We start from the raw sequence: 21,813 nt of genomic DNA, 5'->3' as shown, positions 1-21,813 counted from the left end.
CCCGCCACCTCGCCGGCCCCGGCGCCGTCGACCCCCGCGCCGTGTGGGCCTTCCCCTTCGAGGACGGCTGGCCGTTCGCCCAGACCGAAGAAGGCACGGCCGCCGCATTCAGCCCGTGCCTACGCCTGCAAACCACCTTCGACCCCCAGCCCGACAACCCCGGCAAGGGCACATGGACCATCAACGCCCACCGGGCCCCGTTCACCCCGCCCGCCTGGCGGATCACCTTCGACGCCACCACCCCCGCCGAAATGCTGCACGACGTCCACAGCGAGCTGCTCGACCTCTATCTCGACGCCAGATACAGCGACCAGGACCGGCTGTTCCAGGACGAGACGGCACCCTACGAGGCGTACGCGCCGCTGCTCACCCGCGGCTGGAGCCATGCCGTCAAGACCGACGGCACCCAGACCTTCCTCACCCATGAGGGACTCGGCGGTGTACGCCACCGCTGCGCTGGCCTGATCTGTCGTTCGCTAAGGGCTTGCAGATCAAGGGCTGTCCCGCTATCGAGGTATGTTCGGCATAGGGTCTGCTGGACGGCGTGGTCGGCGCCGTTGTCCCGGCCACGTGAGAGGGCATCTCGAACCTGAACCCCACCTGTTGCTTCTGCTTCCGGATCGTCGATCTCGACCAGGACAGTGCAGCGACGGAGGTCAGGCTTGGTGCTGTCGACCCGGTGCGGGCGGTGATGTACGGCAGCGGGCCTACTCGCACTCAAGCTGTCTGCGCGAGAGAGTCCACCCGAACGTCGACCTCTGGTGGGAGCTCTGAGACCGGTCCGCCCCGGAGCTGATGAGGATCCGCGAGAGACGGCCGGGGGCGTGGGGCGGGTTGAACGGTACTCGGTGCCGTTCAGGTGCAGAGGGAACGGTAGGAGCAGCGTGGGCGCCAGCGAGATGTACGGGACGCAGCGGGGGGCGATCGCGGCTCTCCTGGAGGCCGTCGGCGACTCCGTGATGGTGCTCTCGTATCAGGAGGACCGATCATTTGCCGCCATGAGTCTGGACCGCTTCGGAGCGGCGGGGTCGGTCCGGCTGGACTGGCGTGGGCATGAGGTGATCGACCGGTGCGACGCATTCGATGGCGGGCAGCTGCGCAGGACTGTTCTTGCGCATGCCGAGCCGGGCGAACTCGCGATCGTCTTCTGGGACAACCTTGCGGTGCCGTCGGTGGCGCTGGAGGCCTCTCTGCTCGCGGACCACGCCGAGGTGGTCGAAGACGTCCGTCCCAACTGCTGGATCTACCTCGCCGGCAGCGCGGTCCTGGTTGAGCGGCACGACGGTGAGGAAGCTGACGGTGGCGCGGGTGCCCGGTTGACCCCGACCCCCGGTGGTGCGTCACGAGCTGCGCGGGTGGGGAATCGAAGCCAATAGTCTGTCCCACTTTGAGCAGGGTGGTTTTCAACGGTCCCCGCCAGAGCTGCCGATCACAGCTGCGATGATCTTGCGGTGCGCCGCGGATCGCGCGGGATGAGTAGGCGCGGTCGGCCAGGACCATGGTGGGGCGGCTCGCCGACCGGGGCCGGTCCTCGGCACCCGGATGCGAGCCATGACCGTCTCGAAGGCGGGCGCATCACCGGCCTGACCCCCCGGTGACGGACAGAGCCAGGGGCCGTGCATGACCGTCTGCAGGTGAATTTTTGTGCTCAGCCCGCCGCGGGAGCGTCCGAGTGCGTGATCGGCCGGCTCGTTTCGGCCTGAGGCCCCCTTTTGAGTGCTCCAGCGGCGTGCTGGTGGGCCCGGACGACAGTGGAGTCGACCGATACGGACCAGCCGATGTCGTCGACGGCGTCCGCCGCGGCGAGGACGGCGGCAAAGATCTTCTCCCACGTGCCGTCGACGGCCCACCTGATCAGCCGCTTGTGAGCAGTCTGGAACGAGCCGAGCTTCTCGGGGAGGTCCCGCCAGGGCGAGTTGGTGCGGTACTTCCACGCATTGGCCTCGAGCGTGCGGCGATGGCCGGCCCACCGCCGTCCCCGGACCGGATCAGCCGGCATCAGCGGCGCGATCCGGTCCCACATCGCATCAGTGATCACTAACCGGACAGACACATTGGATCAACTGACCAACCCATCAAAGAGACACGCTCTAGTCGTCGGACTCGCGACCGCGTTGCGGGCCGGAGCCCTAACCGCGGACGCGGTATGGCCCTTTGATTTAAGTGGCAGCGTCAGTTGATGAGTCGCCCCTGTGAATCGTAGGTATACGACTGCTGTGTGCCGTCTACACCTGCCACAATCGCCAGGTACCCTTGATTCGTGTACACGTAGGTAACACGGCCGCCATCTGCAAGCGTGACATATATCAGCTGCCCCGAACTGTTAGTAGTGAAGCGTGCCACCCGGCCTTCTGCATCAACGACGGACGCAATCGTGCCTGCCGACGTGTAGGAGAGTTTGAGTCCTGTACCGGTTCCGTTCACGACAGTGGTGAGTCGCCCGGTCTTGTCGAAGTTGCGTACCTGGCTTCCATCAATCGCGGCAAGGGCGTACCCCTCGCTAGTAGCAGCCAACTTGAAGGGCGCGCCGTCGGGCGCTGCGTACGTACCGTCGCTCTGCTTGGTGTATATCAGGGAGGTTCCGTCTGCATCGTGGAATGTGGCCTCATTGGCCGTTACCTCCAGCTTGACTTCAAGCGAGAGGCGCCAACCCTTTCCAAGTAGGCCGCCAGCGGCCGCAGGACCCCAGTGGTAGTACCGCGTGAGGCTGAACGGAAATCCACCACTTGGAACCTGGACATCAACTACCGGTGGAATGCTCGCTTGTAAAGCTCTACTTTGCTGCTCGACGCGGGCCGAGACGGGAAAATCCGTGGCCGCTTGAGCGGTACCGCTGCCTACCATCACCAGCAGCCCACCGACAGTGAGAAACGTTATTACCCGGGTACGAGACGCCATAGAACCCACTCCTTGATCTCTTGCTGCACCAGCAAACGGCGATATCGGACCTCTTGGCCTGATGGCTTTGAACAAGTCACTGTAGGCGCTTGGCGGACACGAACCACAAGACCCACAAGCCGAGATGACCGGAAATATCACGGGACGCAGAATCTGGTCTCCATTGCCGATCCCCTGCGTGACCTGCAAGGCTCTCGAGGGGCGAACGGTAAGCGGAAGCTGAACCACCCTGCGGGCTAGCCGAATATTGCTGCAGTTCGCGACCATTTCGTTCTGGATAATTCGGCACGAGACGGAATGGTTGGGGCCAAATCGGTCGAGCGGAAACGCCAGGCAGTGCGTGCGGCAGTGGCCAACAGATGGGTCTATGTGTCTACCCATCCCAGGCTCTACGGCCGCGACTGGCTACCCGAGGAGGATTTGATACGGTTTCGCCGCTGACCTGATGGACAACGCCCATGGTCTGACGGTGATTCGTGCCGACTGCCGAAGAGCCTCACTACGCGCAGCGTGGTCCCAGGCCGGTGCGCCTGCTGATCTATGGCTAACCCCCGGGGGCCTGCGTCCCCGTGGCCGGGCAAGCTGGCCCCGCCGGGCCCTGAACCGAGCAACCTGGCAGGGTCACGCCACTTTCGTCTACAGCTCTCCGCCTCGCCCGTCTGGCCAGGCTTTTCGCAGCCCGGTCGTGGATTCTCCCTGAGAATTTCAGCCAATCCACAATCCGCGGGTTTTCCTGCGGCTCCATCAGCCGAGGATCGTTTCATCGCTCTTCACGGCTTGGCCACAGGGGACCCACAGTGCTTATACGAGCAAGAGGACTAGTTGTCACGGTTGTGACTCTGGCTTTGGTTGCCATTGCAGGCGTGGCACCGTCATGGGCCCTTCCGGACAGACCCACTGCGTCGCTCGCCTCTTCCACGGTGAAGTCGAGGACGGCGGCTGATCTTCCGAAGCCGCCAAAGGCTATGACCTTGGATGCACGGCGCGCCCAGGTGGCTAAGGAGCGCCTTCCGCTTTCACCTGCCGGTGCTTTTGTGCGTGAACGGCGCCATTCCGCGTCGGACAAGCCCGTACCGCACAGCGCTAAGCGGCCATCACACGCACCGCCGGCGTTGCGGTCTTCGGCCGCGACCCCGCCGGATCCGGCTTGGGTCAGTGCCTCTGCCGAGGCGTATCCGGGGACCGTGAACATCGGCGGACACTTGCAGTTCGCGCCCGGCACCAGTGCCGCGAACTATTCCGAGGTGCTGCTGCTGGTACGGGACTCCTCGGGTAACACTGTGGTGGCCAGGGAGATCACCCGGGCCTCTGATGACCCGGTAGGGAAGTCGGATACGGTTCTCGCGTGGTGCTACGACTGGTGGCCGAACGATGGTGGGCTCCCGCAGTTCAAGGACGAGTGTTTCTGGGCCGCATCGAACGGTGCAGACGGAGCGTTGCGGGATGGGCAGAAGTACTTTGCACAGATCTACCTCAGGAGCACTGACGGGACGTGGAGCGCTAACGGCACCAACTCGCCGTACGTGACGGCCTTCTACACTCCGGACATTCCGGGTTCTCAGGTGGGAATCTGCACCTGCTACGCGCAGTCGGACCGTGCGGACCCGGTAAACACCGCAACGGGTACGTACTTCGAGAAGGCCACTGACGCGCGTCTGGCGGGTGCGGGCAGGCCGCTGTCGCTTGACCGCTATTACCGTTCAGATTCCACTGATGTGGGCCTGCTGGGACGAGGCTGGTCGACGCCGTTCGACTCAAAACTGACGCTCGCATCGAGCAGCGCCACGCTGCTCACCGCGGACGGCTCAAAGGTCGCCTTCTCCAAACTGAGTGACGGTACGTATCGTGCGCCTGCTGGCACGTTTCTAAAGCTGACCGTGTCCGGGGGAACTTACACCGTCACTGATCAGGATCATTCGGCCAGCGTCTTCGACAGCAGCGGCCGGCTCACCGCATTACGTGACGCCAGTGGAAACGGTCTGTCCTTGACGTACACGTCAGGCCGGCTGGCGTCGGTCACTGATGCCGCAGGCCGCAACACGGCGTTCACGGTGGGTTCCGACGGCCTGCTGAGCAAGGTAGCCCTGCCGGACGACAGCACTGTGGGATACGCATACGCCTCCGGGCAGTTGACCTCGGTCACGGATCCGGCAGGCAAGACGACAACCTACGGGTACGACTCCGCCCAGCGCCTGACCACCGTGACGGACCCGACCGGCGCGAAGGTCGTCAACACCTACGATGCGAACGGCCGGGTCAACAGCCAGACGGATCCAAACGGCAAGAAAACCACGTTCACCTGGGACGGCAAGAACACCTCGAACACCACCGACGCCAACGGCGGGGTGTGGTCGGACATGTACGCCGGCAATGTGCTGATGGAGAGCATCGACCCTTACGGCCACGAAGTCTCCTACGACTACGACCGGTCGCTCCACCCGGTGGACATCACCGACCGGCTCGGCAACACCACCACGATGACCTACGACAGCGCCGGGAACATGCTCACCCGGACCGCACCGTCCTCCGTGGGATACAGCGAGAGTTGGACGTACGACGCGAAGGGCAACGTCGCAACCCACACCGACGGCCGCGGCGACACCACTGGGTACACATACAACTCCACCGGCCAGGTCGCCACCGCCACCGACCCGGCAGGCGGAAAGGTGAGCTACACCTACACCTCACTTGGTGCGCTCGACTCCGTCACGACCCCGCGGGGCGAGAAGACGACGTACGGCTACGACGCAGCCGGTAACCGCACCTCGGTCACCACGCCGCTGGGCGAAAAGACGACGTTCACCTATGACCCGTCAGGCCGCATCCTCACTAAGACCGACCCGCGCGGCAACGTCAGCGGGGCCGATGCGGCCGCGTACACCACCACATATGCCTACGACCCGCGCGGACTGCTGTCGTCCGTGACCGACCCGCTCGGCAACGTCACCAGTTACGGCTACAACGCAGCCAGACAGCTCACTTCGGTCAAGGACGCCCAGGGGCACACGACCAGCTACACCTACGACCCGGCAGGAAACGTCCTGACCAGTACCGACCCCGCGGGGAAGGTCACCACCAACACCTACGACGCGGCTGGCGACCTCACCTCGGTCACCGACCCGCTCGGTGAGACCACGACCTACACGTACGACAGGAACGGGCAACTACTCAGCACGGTGTCACCACGTGGCAACCTCCCTGGCGCCAACCAGGCCGCGTTCACAACGAGTTACGCCTACGACGCGAACAGCAACCGGACGAAGGTCACCGACTCGAGTGGGGCCGTCACCACCACCGCGTACGACGCCCTGAACCGGGTGGTGTCAGTGACCGACCCTCTGGGACACGTCACCAAGACCACCTACGACGGCAACGACAACGTCGCCACCACTACCGACCCACTGGGCAAGGTGACGACGTACACCTATGACAAGGCCGACCAGCTCACGACGGTGAAGGACCCGTTGGGGAAGGTCACGACCTACGGCTACGACGCGGATGGCAATCGCACCAGCGACAAATCGCCACTTGGCTACAGCACTTCGACGACCTTTGACGCGGACGGGCGGATGCTGACGCAGGTCGATCCGCGGGGCAACGTCAGCGGGGCAACGGCATCGCAGTACACGACCGCCTACGCCTACGACCCGGCCGGCAACCAGACGACCGTCACCGACCCGCTGGGCCACAAGACCGTCACCGCCTACGACGCGATGAACCACGTCACGTCGGTGACCGATCCGCTCGGTCGGGTCACGAAGACGGGCTACGACGAACTGGGCCGGATCTCGAAGGTGACCGGACCCGACGGGGCCGTGACCACCTACTCGTACGATGCGACTGGCACACTCGCCACGCGTAAGGATCCCAACGGGCACACCACGGCATACGGCTATGACGATGTCGGCCGACGGACGTCCGTCACCGACCCGCTGGGCCGCAAACAGTCGTTCGGCTATGACGCGGACGGCAACGCCACCACCGTCACCGACGCCCGTGGTATCACAGCCACCACAGCATTCGACGGGCGCGGGCTGGCTACGGGGACGACGTACAGCGACAACACCCCCGCGACCGGATACACCTACTTCGCCGACGGCCGACCGCAGACCGTCACCGACGGGACGGGCAAGCGCACCTTCGGCTATGACGCGGACGGCCAGCTGACATCGGTAACACCAAGCGCCGGCAAAGGCGCCTTCTCCTACACCTACGATGCCGACGGCCGGATCACCTCCCGCGCCCAGGACTACACCGCCGGCGCCGCACTGGACTGGTCGGGCGCCGTGCAGACTGCCTCCGCGGACCTGGACGGCGACGGGATCACCGATGTAATCCGCGCCGACGCCAAGGACGGCATCCGCACCTATCTCGGCCGCCCTGACGGCACGTTCACGGCGGGTGCGGCTTTGACCGGCAGCGGGACCGGCTTCACCCAAATCCTGCCGATCGAATTCACCGGTGACGGCAAGTCCGACCTCCTGGCCATCGACAAGTCCACCGGCCACCTGTACCGGTACAACGGCAACGGAACCGGCGGCTTCGCCGCAGCCGCCGACCTTGGTGCCGGATGGGGGGTGATGACCCTGACCACCGGTGACTTCAACGGCGACGGGAAACAGGACTTCTTGGCGATCAGTTCCTCCGCCAACGAGATGTACTTCTATCCTGGCAAGGGTGACGGCACCTTCGGCACCCGCACGGACATCGGCAGCGGCTGGACCACCTACCGGCTGACCTCACTGGACTACAACGGCGACGGCAAGGCCGACATCCTCGCCATCAACTCCACCGACGGGCACCTGTACCTATACCCGGGTAAGGGCGACGGCACCTTCGGCAGCCGCACCGACCTCGGCGCCGGCTGGGGCAGCATGTACCTCACACCCGGCGATTTTAACGGCGACGGGAAAACCGACTTCCTTGCCCGCGACACCGCCAACAACAAGCTCCGCTTCTACCCCGCCAACGGCACCGGCGGCTTCGGCACCTACGTCCTTGAGGCCGACGACTGGACGTCCTACGGCACGCCCGCCACCGGCACGTTCGACGTCGGCAAGACCCTGGACATCGTCGCTCCCGATACCACTGGTCATCTACGGCGGTGGAGCGGTGACGGTGCGGGCCACCTCACCGGGGCGGCGACCGCCACCGCCCCGGCCTCGGGGCAGAAGACCACCTACGGCTACGACGACGACTCCCGCCAGACTTCCCAGACCAGCCCTGCGGGAGCCGTCAACTACGCCTACGACCCGGCCGGCAACCTCACCACCACCACACTGCCAGCCGCCAACGGCTACACCGAAAAGCGCGGCTACGACAACGCAGGCCGCCTCACCTCTATCGGCAGCACCAAAACCCTGACCACTCTGGCCAACTGGCAGCTCACCCTTGACGACGCCGGACAGCCCACCCAGGTGGACGTCGCCCGGCTCGGCAAACCCACCAGCCACCAGTACTACAGCTACGACGACGCCGGACGGCTGCTCACCGACTGCGTCTCCGCCACCGCCGGCACCCAGTGCCCCGACGCTTCGGCCGCTACCACGTACACCTACGACGGCGTCGGCAACCGGCTCACCTCGACCACTGCCGGCACCACCACCACGTACACCTACGACGCGGCCGACCAGCTGACCACCGCCACCACCGGGACCACCACCAGCACCTACAGCTACGACAAGGACGGAAACCAGACCGGCGACGGCACCAACACCTACACCTACGACGCCACCGACCACCTCACCTCGCTGACCACCCCTAGCGCCACCTACACCTACGGCTACGACTCCGACGGCAACCGCACCACCGCCTCGAAGACGGGCACAGGCGTGCTGCGCACCACCGTGTGGGACCCCAACAACGCCCTCCCGCAGGCAGCCGCCGACTACACCGGCAGCGGCGCCCTCACCGCCACCTACCAGTACAACCCGCTGGAGCAGATCCAGTCCCAGACGCTGCCCAGCGCAGACGCGTACTTCCAGCACCACGACCAACTCGGTTCCGTCACCGACCTCACCGACGCCACCGGTAACCTCCAGTCCAGCTGGGCCTACACCGCCTACGGCCAGTCCACCCAGACCGACACCGTCACCAGCCCGCCGGCCAACCCCTTCACGTACACCGGTCAGTACACCGAACCCACCGCCAAGGCCGTCGGCTACAACCTCCGCGCCCGCAACTACGACCCCACCACCGGCCGTTTCACCACCACCGACCCCATCCAGCCGCAGCAGGCCGATCCCTACACCTCGGCGTACAGCTACACCGGTGACCGGCCGACCTACGCCGTCGACCTTTCAGGCCAGAGCTGGTGGGATCCGATCACCAGCCGCCTCAAAGCCATCGGCAGCGGCCTGAAGGAAGGCGCCGAGCTCCCCTTCACCTTCATCGGCGACCTCGGCGACGCGGTCTCCGGCCGCAACGGTGGCGCGGGCGCCTTCGTCGACAAATACTTCCCCGTCCGCCCCGCCTACCGCCTCTACCGCGCCGCTGAAATGCTGCGCCAGCAAGGGTGCGACCAACTCGCCGACCAGTACGACGCGGCTGGCGACCAACTTACCCAGCAGATCCTCCTCACCGGCCTCGGCGGACTGACCGGCTGGGAGAGAGCCGTCGTGTTTCCAGAAGAAGCTGAGGCTGCGGTAGGCAACCTCAGGTTCGGCCCCGGCGGCGGAGGTGTCACGCTCGGACACGGCGGCATCCCGTACAAGACCCCGATCACCCCTCAGCTCAAGGCACTCGTGAACCCTCAGAAGGGCGAGACGAACTGCCGCGCATGCGCTGTGGCAGTTGATCAACTGCTGGCTGAGGGAGCCCCGTCCTCGGCTCCCGGCGCACTCAAGGCAGGCTCCACAGGGCCGATCGAGGCGTTGTACGGTGGGAGGAAATTCAAGTCGTCGACGCTCTCAGGCATCGTCCATGAGATCAAGACATCGGGGAATGGTGCCAGAGGTATCGTGATGGGCCAGAAGGGAAGGCAGGCCCACGTTTTCAACGTCGTGAACGTCAAGGGGGATGTCGTGTTCCTGGACGGTCAGACAGGGCACGCTGACCTGTCGACATGGCGGAGCTTCTCCCTCCTCAGGACGGACTGATGTTGGACATGGAACAGGCGACCAGGCTCGCCCAGGAGTTTCTCGACAGGGAAGTGAGCCATGAAGGCATGACCTTCGCGCTCGTCGAGGGAGAGCGTGCCCAGGTCGGAGGCAAGTTCTACTTCGACTGTCAGTCAGTCGCCTACCTCCGTAGCGGGGACCCATCCGACATGGCCATCGGCACCGGCTACGTATGCGTGGACGGAGAGACCGGGCGCTGTTGGCTTATGGGAGCCGTCGAGTCAGCCGAACTCGACCTCTTTTGATTTCCCGTCCGCACCGCGGCGTGCGGACCCACCCGAGAAAAAGCTCGCGGGCCCGTGGCGATGTTTGCTCCGGGCCCCTCGATCGAGGCTGTGACACGGACCTATTGGTGGCACGCACGACGTGACATTTTCCGGGAGTCACGCCGGATGGGAGCGGCGATCGCGCGCCCAGAAGGACAGACGGGGGACGGCGTGCCCGACCGCTTTTACCTCTTCGGCTCTACCGGTGCAGACCTCGCCGAAGTCAGCGAGAACCTGGCCCGAACGCTTGCTGCTGCATTGGAGGAGCACGAGAGTTCGTACATGGGTGGCGTTTACTTTCTACTGCGAAGTGATCATTTCGACAAGGCAACCGTGGAAGAGAACTGGACTGACGAGGAAGGATATCAATCAGAGCCGGACTTTCCGGAATATCCGATTCTTGTATACCTGACGAATCCAGACCAGTCTGTGCTGACTTCACTCGGTGGTCTGCCAGATCTGACAAGGCTGCGATTGGACGAGGTCGGATGACAAAATGAAGGTCGTGACGCAGGTGGGAGGCATCCCTCTGCTTCGGTCTGATCAACCCGGAAGGGGAAGAAGAACTGTGGTCTCTGCGCGATGGCCGGTGACGATCTCATGGCCGGCAAGCGCCCCGCCGCGGTATCTGGGGCGCCCTACCCTCTGACAAGGGAAGAACTTCAGGAGCTCACCGGTTTGGGTTTTGAGGCGAAGGGCGGCCTCAATGGCATCGTCAGCGGCCTCTTGAGCTGGGGCCGGGTGCACGCGCTATTGTGGGTGCGTGGCCGAGAAAGGGAATCGGACACTACTTTAACGTCGTGAACAATGGTGACAAAGTAATCTTTCTGGATTTTCAAACAGGTAAAGCGAATCCTGCGGAGCCGCGATACAGGCACTGCTATCTCATGAGGACGCACTGACGTGATCTCACATGAAGAGGGAATCGAACGTGCTGCGGCCTTCCTCTCCGTCAGCAGCAAATACTGGAAGTCTTCTAATGTGCGCACTATGCTCGAGCAAGCGTTCACCGATGGGATGCGCCTCATCGTGCCCTATGATCACGTTGACTATCTCGATCACGGTCGCACGGGTATGCAACTGGCGGGCAATCTCCCGGTAGCTGCGGACCTCGTAACTGGCCACTGTTCATTTATTAGTCGGAAGGAGGTCGAAGAGTTCATGGGTCGGGACCTCCTGTAACGGGCGCTCAGCGGTTCCTGCGTTGTTGGTGGGTTGAACGGGCCGCCGTAAGGTTCAGAGACCCAGAGACACCGGGTATGGCTTTCGGCGGGTTGCACTCGATGGTTCGTCTGGACCTGGCCAGCCGGTGTCTCACGACGACTTGGCCGCTGGTTACTGAGGTTGAACTCGTGGTGTCGTAGGGGCTGACGGGCGGTAGTCGCCTGCGGTATCACCGGGGCATGCGGTATCCACAAGGGGGCGGGCTGACCGCCGAGCGGCAGCAGTTCCGCGAGGGGTTACGGCTTCAGGCGGCCGAGCGGTTTGCCCGGGGCGAGGAGAGTTCGGTGATCGCCAAGGACCTGCGCGTCAGTGTCCGGTCGGTGCAGCGGTGGCGGCAGGCGTGGGAGGAGGGCGGGCCGCGTGCTCTGCGGTCGCAGGGGCCGGCCTCGTTGCCGAGGCTGAGCGAGAAGCAGTTCGCGCAACTGGAGGCGGAGCTGGCCAAGGGTCCTGCTGCGCACGGCTGGCAGGACCAGCGCTGGACTCTGGGCCGGATCAAGACCGTGATCGGCCGACGCTTCCACCTGACCTACACCATCCAGGGCGTGCGCAAGCTGCTGGTGCGCAACGGCTGGTCCTGCCAGGTCCCCGCCCGCCGGGCCATGGGACGCGACGACGAGGCCGTGGTCGGCTGGGTGAAGGAGACTTGGCCCTGCGCGGAAGACTCGCGGCGGCCCGTGGAGCTTGGCTCGTCTTCGAGGACGAAGCCGGATTCTCTATGACGCCGCCGCACGCGAAGACCTGGTCAGCGCGGTCGAACCCCGGTGGTGCGGGTCCGCGGCCGCTCCCGCAGACGCATCTCCATCGCCGCGTTGACCTGCTACAAACCCGGTCACCGCTCGAGGCTGATCTACCGGCCCCGCCGCGACTACGGCAACCGCGACGGACGCAAGAGCTTCATCCTGGCGCGACTACCGCGACCTGCTGACCGCCGCACATCAGCAGCTCGGCGGCCCGATCGTCCTGCTCTGGGACAATCTCAACGTCCACAAGGCCGCCGACCTGCGGGAATGGGCGGCAGCGCAGGACTGGCTGACCATCTGCTACCTGCCGCCCTACGCACCCGACCTCAACCCCGTCGAAGGTATCTGATCTCTCCTGCGGCGCGGCTGGCTCTCCAACGTCGCCTTCAGCACCCCGAACACCTCATCCAGACCATCCGACGCGGTCTCCGCCACATCCAGTACCGCAGCCACCTCATAGACGGCTGCCTTGCCGAGACGGGCCTGACCATCAGCCCCTGATCACCGAAGACGACATCACGAGTCCAAGCTCAGTAGACCGTGTCCTATGTGGTGAGGCGGAGGAGCCGCTTGTAGCAGCACAGGGTGGCGGCGAGGCCCAGAAGGGCGAGGTAATTGCGGGGATCGCGTTCGTAGCGGGGGCTGAGTCGGCGGTAGCCGGACAGCCACGACATGGTGCGCTCGATGACCCAGCGGCGTCGCCCTAATCGCTCGCTGGACTCGATGCCTTTGCGGGCGATGCGTACCCCGATGCGTTTACCGCGCAGCCATCTACGCAGATCAGCGCGGTCATAGGCTTTGTCCGCGTGGAGCCGCTGGGGCTTGAAGTACCGGCCGCGGTGAGGATCGTGTCTCGTTTGGTGACCCTCCACCATCGGCTTCAGCCCTTCGCTGTCGTGGGTGTTGCCGGCGGAGACGCCGACGAGGAGGGGCAGGCCGTTCGCGTCCGACAGGACGTGCATCTTGGAACCCGGCTTGCCCCGGTCCACGGGGCTCGGACCTGTGTGTGCGCCCCCGTTACCTTTTTCGTGGCCTCGCAAGGAGGCTCCCGGCCTTCGGCCCCGGCATGACTAGTGCCTCAGCGGGGCCGCCGAGTACGGGCTCTTGCTTGACGTTGCTGGTCCGCGCGCTCGCGACGCGCTGCCGGAGAACCGTTGTGGCACCCGGTTCAGGCGCTTACGGCTCTGCCCTGTGGCGCAGTTACGATCACCCGATCGCCGACTCGAGTGGCGAGCAATTCACCCCAACGAGTGAATGCCTTGGACAAGGCGATCTCAGATCGATGGACCCTCGGCCGTCGATTGGCCGTGGCCGCGAGATACGGCCACGGAATCCGACATCTCACATTGCTGTCCAGGGACACAGTTCGCCGGGGGCAGACAGGAAAGGTCGCGGAAAGACTGGCCAACGCGCGCGAGGGCATGTCAACGTAGACGACATTGCAAGAAGCCCCAGGTCAGAGAGGTGATTGCCTGTGACCGTAGCCCCTGCGGGTCCCGGTTTCTCCGCCACCGTCGAAGCCCTGCGACCGCGGGAGTGGCAGCTCGGTCCCGGCCGGCCGACCGTGGTCATGGACCAGTTCTCCGCCGAGGACTTCCACCTGATCGTCGATGACCGCGCGGACGTACACGTCAGCAGCAAGGACGGCCGGTTCTACCTCGGGTGGTTCCCGCTCGGCCGCCCCGGCACGGATGGCGAGGGATGGAAGATCGCTGTCACCGGAACCGCCCAGGTCCGCGGCTACCACCTGTCGTTCGATACCGAGACGCCGGCCGAGATCGTCGCCGCTGCCGTCAAGCGCGTGCTGGAGACCTCGCGCCGCCTCTGACAGCGCGGACACCGACACGTAGTCCCCGCTCTGCGAGCGCTGGCCGTACGAAGGCCGGCCCGTTCCACCGCCCGCGTTTTCCCTGAAGCCCAGGAGGCTGTCCGTGACGTCCCCCGAGTTGACCGTCGGCGATCTCATCGACCTGTTGTCCGGCTGTGACCGGAGCGCTCCGGTCCGCCTGGCCATGAACCCCTACTTTCCGATGGTGCACCGCTTGGCGCAGGTCCTGCAGTCGGTCGACGAGACCGGCCAGAGGGTCGTCTACCTCGCCGAAGGACCGGACCCGGACGCACAGCTTGGCCACCTTCCGCCGGAGGTCGCCATCGAGCTGACGTGGCAGGGCCCTGTCCTGGCGCCCCCGCGCCGCCCCCGCCGCCGTGCCGGCGGCAACTAGACGCACACCGAGCCCTGGGAGGCGCCCCTGTACCCCAACCTTCCGCCCGACCCGTCCACCCCGTGCGGCGGCCAGCCCGCGTTCTGGGTCGGCCCCCGGCACCTGGCCGGTGACGATGGACGCCTCTACGACGCCGTCGCCGACGCGCTCGCCGGCCTGGGCTGGACGAGCCTGACGATCGTCCGCGGACGGCATGAGCCGGACGAGGCACCGCAGGACCGCCAGGTCCTGCGCAGCACCGTCCTGCACATCAGCCCCGACGCCTTGCGCTGGGCCCAGTGGGGCCTGGCGGACGAGCCGTTCCACCTGGGCGAGCTGCCGATCGCCTGGCAGATCTCCGCCCGAGCCGAGGCGAGCAGCCCGCTCGCCCAGTGGTCGGCCTACTTCACCCGCGACGTCCCCGGCGAGGCCGTGGTCGACTTCCTCGTCGCGCTCGACGCAAGCAACCAGCCTGCCGTGCCGCTCGCCCGGCCCGAGCTGGTCCTCGACGCTGTCGCCGCCCACGGATGGCTCCGCGACATCGACCAGCCCCAGGCGGCGGCGACGGACCCGACGTTCACCTCGCACATCAGCCTCGGCGAGGTCCCGCCCCTCATCCAGGACGCCGACCCGCGAGCCCTGCCCGCCGAGGACGACGAGACGGGACCGTCTGGATGGCAGGCGTGGGCCGAGCCCGCGCTCGGCGCACCGTGTCTGTGGGCGGCATCGTTCGCCGCGAGCGTCCCACACGACCTCGTCGCCGCCTTCGCCGCCTCCCTCAGCTCGACCGCACCGGTCCTGCGGCGGGTACTGCCCGAGGCCACCCGGGAGCGCCTCCTGCGCGCGCCGGCCATCTGACGTCCGGCTCCTATTTCTCGACGATCGCAGTCCGGCACCCCAGTTGGGGTGCCGGACTTTCTTGCTTCCCGAGCCTGCTCTACGTACAGCCCGGCAGGGCCGAGCCTGGGTACCAGGCCAAGCCGCTCGCGCCGCTCGACGAGCCATCCAGTAACGCGCTGCTGCCCCCGACCTGCGGTGGCCGGAGGCAGCAGCGCGGCGCGCACGCGGGTCAGCCCGTTGCCGTGGCCTTGGCGAGGGCCTTGTCGAGGTGGCGGTCGACGAGGGCCAGGGAGCCGGAGACGACCAGCAGCAGGCTGCCGTCGCGGATCGCGGTCTGCTTGACCACGGTGCTCCGTCCCCCGGAGGTGAACGTCAGGAGCTGGCTCCACCGCTCGTCGCCGAGCTGAGGTGCGGACAGCTTCTGCGAGGTCACGCCGACCGGGGTGCCGCCCGCGACGACCTGATAGGTCGGGCAGCCGATCATGGCGTTGAAGATCCGGGTGATGCCGTCGGAGAGCTTCTTCGCGCTGTCGCTGTACAGCTCCTCGGAGATCTCCGAGGAGCTGCCGCCGTAGGTGAAGTCCGCCTTCGCCTTGTGCGAAAAGGCGAGCGTGCCGCCGGTCGCCGCGTCGCTGCCCAGCTCGTTCAGGGCTGGGCAGCCGATGACGGTGACGCCGTCGTGCTGGGCCGGACGCTCCGGCTTGGGAAGGTAGCCGCTGCCGAGGTCGCGCGGGTCGAGCAGGCGAGCCCCGAGTGCGTCCGAGGAGAGCGCGACCGGATTCTGGACGGCGCCGGACGGCTTTCCCGTACCGGAGGAAGAAGAGGTCTGGTGCTTGGTCGCGGTGGTGTCGGTGGAGCAGGCGGGCAGAGCGAGGAGGACGGCGGTGATGCCGAGCGCGGTGGTGGCGACGCGAACGCGCATGACGGAACTGACCCCTTGAGGCTAGGCAACGGGTGGTCAGTGCGGGCCCGCGGGCCCGGTGGGTCGTAGGAGTGGTGGTCAGTGCCCGAGGTGGTGCAGGCAGTCCTCGAACGTTGCGAATGTCGCGTCCGCCGGCCCGGAGTGCCGGTTGTACCAGGCGGTGTCGATGCGAGTCTCCAGCTGCTGGTGGCCGGCCCGGCAGCGCAGCCAGATCTCGCCGCGGGTGGAGAGGATGAGCCAGTCCCTGTACGCGCCGCACTCGGCACAGACAGCCATCTCGCCGTCGAGAACGAGGGGCTGCACCCAGGGCATCATCCTGCCTTCGACCTGGTCGTGACTCGGCACGCGCAGTTCCGGCGGAAGGAAGTCGTCCACGACGGCGGCCGGGTCGGCGGACTCCGGCTCAGGCGCCAGACTTCCGAAGCCGGGCGGAACCTGGCCCTGCAGCTGCGCGTGCAACTCGGCGAACTGCCTCTGAGCCTCGCTCGGCTCCTTGGCCCTGCGGCGTATCCGGTGAAACACCCTGGCGTCCTCCTCTACTGCGTCACCTCGTCCTGCGCGCTTCATGACGATGCACCACGCCACCGGTGGTTTCAATTCACAAACTCCACAGCCCTTCCGGCCAGGTCAGCAGGGGTGCTCGGCTTCGCGGGCGTGTTCCGGTACGGTGCAGCGGCGTTGCCACGGTGTGCCCGAGCGCACGTCGTTGTACCGGCATCCGGCGGCCTACCGGGTCTGACGCGGGGTCTCTTCTCCGCTGCGTCGCCTGCCGGGCGCGGAGGGCCTGGTGGTCGACCCGCGCGTCGTGGACCGGTTCCCTGCCGTGCTGGTCTCGGGCAGGTGGGAGGCATCGGCGGGCAGGTCGGCGGTCCGCCGCATCCGCCACACGAGCACGTCGCTGACGGAGTCAGCGGTGCCGAGTTCGCGCCGTGCGGCAACGTCGGCCAGGAGGGCGGCCGGTTCGTGGCCGGCGGCTTCGGCGTCCGCGATCGTCGCGGCCAGGGCGTACCAGCCGGGCTCGGCGAGGATCTGCTCGGCCAGCTCCGGCAGCGCCTCGCGCAGCAGCACCGTCTGCCGCTGGAGCATCGGCCGGCTCAGACGCCGGCCGCGCTGGTAGAGCACACCGAGCGGCTGGGCGGCGGCGGCCCGGTAGGCGGTGCGCAGGTGCTCGGCGGCGCGGGCGGCGGCCTCGGCCTGCTGGGCGTGCCCCTTCCTGGCATGCCAGTGCGCGGCGGCGGTGATCAGGAAGAACAGCATGTCGATCGCCATCGCCGTGGTGGCGCCGTCCTCGCCGCGGCCGAGGGCCGGGCCGCCCTGGACGAGGTCGCGGGCGGCCTGCCGCAGGGCTCGATCGTGCCCGCGTACGGCGCGGATGTGAGAGCGCGAGGCCCGTTCGAAAGCCGTTGCGGCGTCGCGTAGTTCGCGGCGGGTGTGGGCAGCTGAGGTCTTCGCGAGGGCGTCCAGGACCTCGCCGGCCGCGGCGATGTGTGCGGCGGCCACCCCGTCCTCGCCGTGCTCGACGACGAACACGGCTCGCCACACCGCCGACGCTGTCCCGCGGCGCGCGGAGGCCGGACCGCCCGGCCCCGTACGGGTCGCCTCCTCCCCGGCAGCTGGAATGTCCTGGGCCCCAGCGGTCCAGCGCTCGCGGATGCGGGGCAGCGACAGGTCGGGGGCCAGGCGGACGCCGGGAAAGAACACCGGCTCACCGTCCTTGTTCAGGTCGTCGGGCAGAGCGACCCTGTATCCGAGCAGGTCGCCCGAGGGCGCGACGCGCTTGCGGATCAGGAGGCCGGCGGCGGCGAGCCGGTCGAAGAACTCCTCCTCGCTCCTCGCGCCGGCCACCGCCCGCCGTACGGTTTCGCGCAACTCCTCACGTGCGGTGCGCTCGCGGCCCTGGCGTTCGGCCTTGTGGCGTTCGGCGCTGGTGGGCCGCTTCGCCGCGGTGCCGTCACCCTTGTTGAGGCGCCGCAAACCCAGCTCCGCTTCGAGGACGCGAGCCTCGGCCTGAACGCGGTGAGCATCGTTGTCGAGGTCGGGTTTGTACCCGTCTTCACGGACGAGGGTGGCAACGATGTGGATGTGGTCGTCGGCGTGCCGCACAGCAGCCCACCGGCAGCCCGCTCCAGCCGCGGGGTCGTCGATCCCCGCAGCAGCGACCATCCGGCGGGCCACATCCCCCCATTCCTCATCCGACAGGATCCGGTCCTCACCGCCATTGCGCACGGACAGATGCCACACATGCTTCTTCGGGCGTTGCGACGGGTCGATGTTCTCGACGGGCTGGTCCAGGAGCTGCTGGAGCTGTTTGAGGGTCGCGGTGGCGTCACGGCCGGGGTCGGGAGCGTTGTGATCCCAGGAGGCGACAAGGTGCGGGTCGGTGTGCTCCTCGAACTTGCCCGGCCCGTAGAGGTAGTACAGGAGGCCGATGGTCCGCTGGCCGCGCTTTTGGATCCGGGGAATCATGCTGCTGTCCTCGACCGGTTGATCAACGGGGATGGGCAGTGGGAAGCAGGCGTTCCACGCGCGCGGTGCGCGGTCACGCGCCTGCTGGAGCTGCGTACGGAGCTGGCGCCGAGTACGTGGTTGCGACGGGGACACCGGCAAGGACCTGCTGCGCGTGCTGCAGACCACGGCGGCCGAGGAACGTGACATGGCGGCTGCATCTGCGGTCGCCGGCTTCAACCTCGGCGGCACGCGGCAGCGGAGGACACCCCGGCGCTCCTCGCACTGAAGGACGAGGCCGGCCAGCTGCGCGACCGGTTCCAGGAAGGTGTCCGGCGCGACATCCGAAGCCTGCTGGCCGGCAGCGCACCGTGGTCTGCCTGAGCAACTCGGTCAATCCTGTGCCAGCAGCCGGTCGGTGACGGCCTGCACGCGAGCGACCGCTCGCTGAACCGCCGAAACGATGGCGTCGAGCTCCGCGGGTTGTCCGCCGCTGTTGAGGACACGGGCGACCTGGTTCAAGTTGTTGCCGACCTGCCCGAGATGACGGCGCGCGGCGAACAGCTCGACGATCAGGTCCCGGTGGCCCGCAATGACCGCAGCGGTGTTCTCGGCGTCGTCGGCGGCGGCGAGACCGGCGCGCACAAGGTAGGCGGGCAGGGTCGTGCGCGAGGTACGTGCTGCGGTGGTCAGACGACTCCACTCGTCGTCGTTGAGACGGACGTTGCAGATGCGTGCACGTCTGGTCTTCTGGGGGGAGCGCTTACGAGCGGTGCTCGCGCGGCTTCGCGGCTGCTCCTCCACCCCTGGCTGCAATCCGCCCTCGGTCGCCGCCTGACGGTCCAGCGCCCCCCGGTGCTGGACCGCTCCCGCCACCCCTGGGGCGGGAGATGGCCAAGCTGTCTTCCCCGACGGGGAAGAGTAGCTTGGCCGATAACTTGCTCGCCCCGAGACCGAGTTGGAGTTCGGCGAACCGTCGTCTGGAGCGGGGGCGGAGTGCGGGGCCGTCACTGCCCGCCTCCTTGGGCGCTGTGGATGACTTCCAGGATGTCGAGCACGAAGCCGAAGGCGTCCTCCGAGTCGGTGAGGTGATGAACGCGCTCGGTGGGGCCAATCTGGACGAACCATTGCCCGTCCGGGCCGTCGACGGCCGAGTGGAGGAAGCCATAGGTCAGAAAGGTGTGCATGAACGCCCAGACCAAGCGGTCCTCGAAGCGGTCGGGTGCAGACGCGGTCGGCATGGTGAAACTCCTGTGCACGAGAGGGGTGGTGGTCCGAGCGCGAAGCCGGACCACCGTGTACGGATAGGGGCTTTGTGCTGCTGCTTTGGCCGGTTCAGCCGCACTCGGGGCAGCGCCCGACGTGGCTGCTGAGCGCGCGGGCCATGCGCTGCTTCGCCGAGGCGGCCTGCTTCGCGCTCGACTTCGCCGCCGGCCTGCCCGCGTGCCGCTCGGAGTGAGCGAGCATGAAGCCGATCTCCCGCTCGTACTCCGCGCGGACGGTGTTGAACTGGTGGCAGGTCTTCATCGGACGTTGCTCCTCGTGGTGGTGATGTCTCCGTTCCGCAGCTCCTGGAGGACGAGGCCGAGCCGGTCGTTGCCGACCCCCGTCAGGCCCTGGCGGCGGATGATCTCGCGCAGCTGCACCCGGGTGATCGCGGCGTTGCCGTCCCGTTCGAGCAGGGCGGGAACGTGGGGGCGTACCTCGTGGACGAGCTGGCGCTCGGGTTCGCCCAGCTCGCGTGCGCGCTCCGTCTGGCGCGAGCGGGACCGGGCACGCAGGTCCTTGTTCTTCGTGCGAGGTTTCCGGACCGACTTCCGGCGGAGCGGAACCTTGTGCCCTCGGTCCTGGGTGGTCTCGGTCCCGGACTCGCTGGTGGTCGGTCCTGGGTCCTGGGTGGTCTCGGTCCCGGACTCGCTGGTGGTCGGTCCTGGGTCCTGGGTGGTCTCGGTCCCGGACTCGCTGGTGGTCGGTCCTCGGTCCTCGGTGCTCTCGGTCCCGGACGTCGCAAGGTTCGGTTCCCGGCAATTCGCGCTCTGAGCTGCTGCTTCTCGTGCGTTGTGGTCGGGCTTCGTGTCTACTGCGTCCGGCTCTGCGGCTCCTGGATCGCTGGGACCGGTCCCCGGCACAGCACTGTCTTCAAGGCCGCTGGTCGCCGCGAGCGGCCCCGTTTCGCCTCCCTCGGTCCCGGACCCGGACCCGACCTCCGCCTCCGGAGCCGCTTCACTGGGGACCGGTCCCGACGCAGTCCCCGGTCCTCGGTCCCGGACCGACTCGTCGAAACCGTCGGGACCGGAGGCGGGGACCGCCACATTCGGGGCCGGCTGCGGGAGGACCGTGGCCACCGAAGCGTTGCCCGCCGGGGACCAGGGAGAAGGGAGGGCGACCGTGGCGAGTGCGAGAGCGTGTCGCCGGGCGGCGAGCTGGTCGAGCAGCTGTGCCCGTTGGAGAGGATCGGTGCCGACCGCGGCCCTGCCGACCGCCTTCGACAGGCGTCGGGTCAGCCGCCGGCCGCGACGGTTTCGCTGCTGCTCGGGAGTGCGCTCGGCGAGACGGGCGGCGAGGGTGACCGCTCGGGTGGTGGCCCGGTCCCGGGTGATCTGCGCGGCGTCGCGGTCCCGCGCGGCGATGCCCAGGCGGGACAGCAGCCGCTCGCGTGCCTCTCGGCCCAGCACGGCGACCAGGCCGTTCGACGCGGCACCGGGGGTGCGCAAACGCAGTTCGATGCCCATGGCCAGGTGCCAGAGCATCGCGGCCATGACTGGTCCGACGAAGGCGCGGACGGTGCCGCCGATGAGGCCGCTCTCGGCGTAGGCGGGGATCACCTGCACCGTGGTGATCACCCAGACCAGCGTGCCCGGCAGGCCGGGGGCGCCCTGGGCAGCCAGGTTCTGCCGTGCCATCAGTGCGGTGGCGAACAAGGCGAGTTCGGCGGCGGCGAACATGCCGGCGCGCTCGGCGGTGCCGGCCATGTCGAGGTAGTCGGCCGCGAAGCGCCACGAGGTGTCGGCGCTGTAGGCGGTGCAGCCCAGGGCGGCGACGGCGGCGACCTTGATCGCCGGGCCGCCGAGACGTTTCTGCGGGCGGGTTCCCCGGTGCCGGATGGCCCAGGCGGTCAGCGCGAGGGCGGCGGGCACGACGGCGGCGAGGACGAGGGGG

The 21,813-nt window shown here is 67.2% G+C and carries 19 protein-coding genes and 2 pseudogenes; 10 read left to right on the top strand and 11 right to left on the bottom strand.

Going from position 1 to position 21,813, the window contains the following annotated elements; all coding sequences use genetic code 11:
• A partial coding sequence (locus FRZ03_RS00540; RefSeq protein WP_146463018.1) for an SPDY domain-containing protein occupies positions 1-593 on the top strand: 593 nt, incomplete at its 5' end.
• A 291-nt stretch (positions 594-884) separates the two neighbouring features.
• Positions 885-1,376 carry a hypothetical protein gene (locus FRZ03_RS38705; RefSeq protein ID WP_186785201.1) on the top strand — a complete coding sequence of 164 codons (492 nt, stop codon included), beginning with the start codon at positions 885-887 and terminating at the stop codon, positions 1,374-1,376.
• A gap of 82 nt (positions 1,377-1,458) precedes the next feature.
• Here FRZ03_RS38705 and FRZ03_RS00535 read toward each other — a convergent pair.
• Together FRZ03_RS00535 and FRZ03_RS00530 are read right to left on the bottom strand one after the other, a co-directional pair.
• Positions 1,459-2,053, bottom strand: a pseudogene (locus tag FRZ03_RS00535) (IS5 family transposase); the annotation flags it as partial.
• 119 nt (positions 2,054-2,172) lie between these two features.
• Complete coding sequence (locus tag FRZ03_RS00530; protein WP_186785200.1) at positions 2,173-2,898, bottom strand: DUF6531 domain-containing protein; 726 nt, start codon at positions 2,896-2,898, stop codon at positions 2,173-2,175.
• Positions 2,899-4,082: 1,184 nt separating this feature from the next.
• Here FRZ03_RS00530 and FRZ03_RS00525 point away from each other — a divergent pair.
• The 4 genes from FRZ03_RS00525 (at position 4,083) to FRZ03_RS41095 (ending at position 11,184) form a co-directional block, all read left to right on the top strand.
• Positions 4,083-9,995: an FG-GAP-like repeat-containing protein gene (locus FRZ03_RS00525; protein ID WP_186785199.1), complete on the top strand. Its 5,913-nt coding sequence runs from the start codon at positions 4,083-4,085 to the stop codon at positions 9,993-9,995.
• The gene (locus FRZ03_RS00520; protein WP_261398443.1) at positions 9,962-10,261 is read left to right on the top strand and encodes a YrhB family protein; all 300 of its coding nucleotides are present in this window, start codon (positions 9,962-9,964) and stop codon (positions 10,259-10,261) included. Before FRZ03_RS00525 ends, FRZ03_RS00520 begins: the two co-directional genes overlap by 34 nt.
• Before the next feature lie 147 nt (positions 10,262-10,408).
• Positions 10,409-10,774: a hypothetical protein gene (locus tag FRZ03_RS00515; RefSeq protein ID WP_146463002.1), complete on the top strand. Its 366-nt coding sequence runs from the start codon at positions 10,409-10,411 to the stop codon at positions 10,772-10,774.
• A gap of 263 nt (positions 10,775-11,037) precedes the next feature.
• The gene (locus tag FRZ03_RS41095) at positions 11,038-11,184 is read left to right on the top strand and encodes a hypothetical protein (RefSeq protein WP_186785198.1); all 147 of its coding nucleotides are present in this window, start codon (positions 11,038-11,040) and stop codon (positions 11,182-11,184) included.
• 7 nt (positions 11,185-11,191) lie between these two features.
• Here FRZ03_RS41095 and FRZ03_RS00505 read toward each other — a convergent pair whose 3' ends face one another.
• Positions 11,192-11,407 carry a hypothetical protein gene (locus tag FRZ03_RS00505; RefSeq protein WP_146463001.1) on the bottom strand — a complete coding sequence of 72 codons (216 nt, stop codon included), beginning with the start codon at positions 11,405-11,407 and terminating at the stop codon, positions 11,192-11,194.
• 278 nt (positions 11,408-11,685) lie between these two features.
• On the opposite strand from FRZ03_RS00505, the pseudogene FRZ03_RS41395 reads away from it, so the two are divergent.
• A pseudogene (locus FRZ03_RS41395) lies at positions 11,686-12,747 on the top strand (IS630 family transposase).
• 44 nt (positions 12,748-12,791) lie between these two features.
• On the opposite strand, the gene FRZ03_RS00490 reads toward FRZ03_RS41395, so the two are convergent.
• Positions 12,792-13,286, bottom strand: a complete 495-nt coding sequence (locus tag FRZ03_RS00490) for an IS5 family transposase (protein ID WP_261398442.1) — start codon at positions 13,284-13,286, stop codon at positions 12,792-12,794.
• A gap of 434 nt (positions 13,287-13,720) precedes the next feature.
• On the opposite strand from FRZ03_RS00490, the gene FRZ03_RS00485 reads away from it, so the two are divergent.
• From FRZ03_RS00485 to FRZ03_RS00475, 3 genes are all read left to right on the top strand, one after another.
• Positions 13,721-14,074: an SPDY domain-containing protein gene (locus FRZ03_RS00485; RefSeq protein WP_146462999.1), complete on the top strand. Its 354-nt coding sequence runs from the start codon at positions 13,721-13,723 to the stop codon at positions 14,072-14,074.
• A 103-nt stretch (positions 14,075-14,177) separates the two neighbouring features.
• A complete protein-coding gene (locus tag FRZ03_RS00480; RefSeq protein WP_146462998.1) occupies positions 14,178-14,468 on the top strand; it encodes a hypothetical protein in 291 nt (96 codons plus the stop codon).
• Between the two features lie 27 nt (positions 14,469-14,495).
• Positions 14,496-15,305, top strand: a complete 810-nt coding sequence (locus FRZ03_RS00475) for an SPDY domain-containing protein (RefSeq protein ID WP_146462997.1) — start codon at positions 14,496-14,498, stop codon at positions 15,303-15,305.
• A 211-nt stretch (positions 15,306-15,516) separates the two neighbouring features.
• Here FRZ03_RS00475 and FRZ03_RS00470 read toward each other — a convergent pair whose 3' ends face one another.
• The 7 genes from FRZ03_RS00470 to FRZ03_RS00440 all read right to left on the bottom strand — a co-directional run.
• The gene (locus FRZ03_RS00470; RefSeq protein ID WP_146462996.1) at positions 15,517-16,209 is read right to left on the bottom strand and encodes a hypothetical protein; all 693 of its coding nucleotides are present in this window, start codon (positions 16,207-16,209) and stop codon (positions 15,517-15,519) included.
• Between the two features lie 78 nt (positions 16,210-16,287).
• Positions 16,288-16,731, bottom strand: coding sequence for a hypothetical protein (locus FRZ03_RS00465; protein ID WP_186785197.1), 444 nt, complete (start codon positions 16,729-16,731; stop codon positions 16,288-16,290).
• Between the two features lie 204 nt (positions 16,732-16,935).
• Positions 16,936-18,675, bottom strand: a complete 1,740-nt coding sequence (locus FRZ03_RS00460; protein ID WP_146462994.1) for a relaxase/mobilization nuclease domain-containing protein — start codon at positions 18,673-18,675, stop codon at positions 16,936-16,938.
• Between the two features lie 372 nt (positions 18,676-19,047).
• On the bottom strand, positions 19,048-19,458 hold the full coding sequence (locus FRZ03_RS00455) for a MobC family plasmid mobilization relaxosome protein (protein WP_261398441.1): 411 nt from the start codon (positions 19,456-19,458) through the stop codon (positions 19,048-19,050).
• Between the two features lie 203 nt (positions 19,459-19,661).
• Positions 19,662-19,895, bottom strand: coding sequence for a hypothetical protein (locus FRZ03_RS00450; RefSeq protein WP_146462992.1), 234 nt, complete (start codon positions 19,893-19,895; stop codon positions 19,662-19,664).
• A 94-nt stretch (positions 19,896-19,989) separates the two neighbouring features.
• Entirely contained in the window at positions 19,990-20,181 is a 192-nt protein-coding gene (locus tag FRZ03_RS00445; protein WP_031102856.1) for a hypothetical protein, read from the bottom strand.
• A partial coding sequence (locus tag FRZ03_RS00440; protein WP_146462991.1) for a hypothetical protein occupies positions 20,178-21,813 on the bottom strand: 1,636 nt, incomplete at its 5' end. The genes FRZ03_RS00440 and FRZ03_RS00445, both read right to left, overlap by 4 nt.

Origin of the sequence: Streptomyces misionensis (assembly GCF_007896895.1) — a bacterium.
Lineage (GTDB): Bacteria > Actinomycetota > Actinomycetes > Streptomycetales > Streptomycetaceae > Streptomyces > Streptomyces misionensis_A.
Note: the sequence above shows the minus strand (reverse complement) of the source record. Positions and strands in the feature narration are given on the sequence as shown.